Below are 247 nucleotides of genomic sequence, written 5' to 3'. Positions count from 1 at the left end.
CGCGAGTAGCGGCTTTTTCCAGCGCTTCGCGCTGAGCGTCAGTGATGCGGGTCAGGGCCAGTTCCAGGCGCTCACGGCCCAGGATCAGATCATCGATGGAATTGGCGTCAACACCGTCGAAACGCTGCTGACCCGGATTTCGCCCGACATCTGGATCATCTGCTGAGCTGGGAAAGTGTGTCCGATGACGCGGTCAACCAGCGCGTGCTCGACATCATCAAGGCCGTGCGTGAGCGTGGTGACGCCG

1 protein-coding gene and 1 pseudogene are annotated in these 247 nt (G+C 61.5%); one reads left to right on the top strand and one right to left on the bottom strand.

The window, feature by feature from the left end:
- Nucleotides 1-127, bottom strand: a pseudogene (locus J5M56_RS26950) (hypothetical protein); the annotation flags it as partial.
- Between the two features lie 23 nt (nt 128-150).
- On the opposite strand from J5M56_RS26950, the gene J5M56_RS26945 reads away from it, so the two are divergent.
- A partial coding sequence (locus J5M56_RS26945) for a hypothetical protein (RefSeq protein WP_243430918.1) occupies nt 151-247 on the top strand: 97 nt, incomplete at its 3' end.

Origin of the sequence: Pseudomonas sp. 51_B, assembly GCF_017491595.1 — a bacterium.
Lineage (GTDB): Bacteria > Pseudomonadota > Gammaproteobacteria > Pseudomonadales > Pseudomonadaceae > Aquipseudomonas > Aquipseudomonas promysalinigenes.
This window is presented reverse-complemented; position numbering and strand designations above follow the sequence as displayed.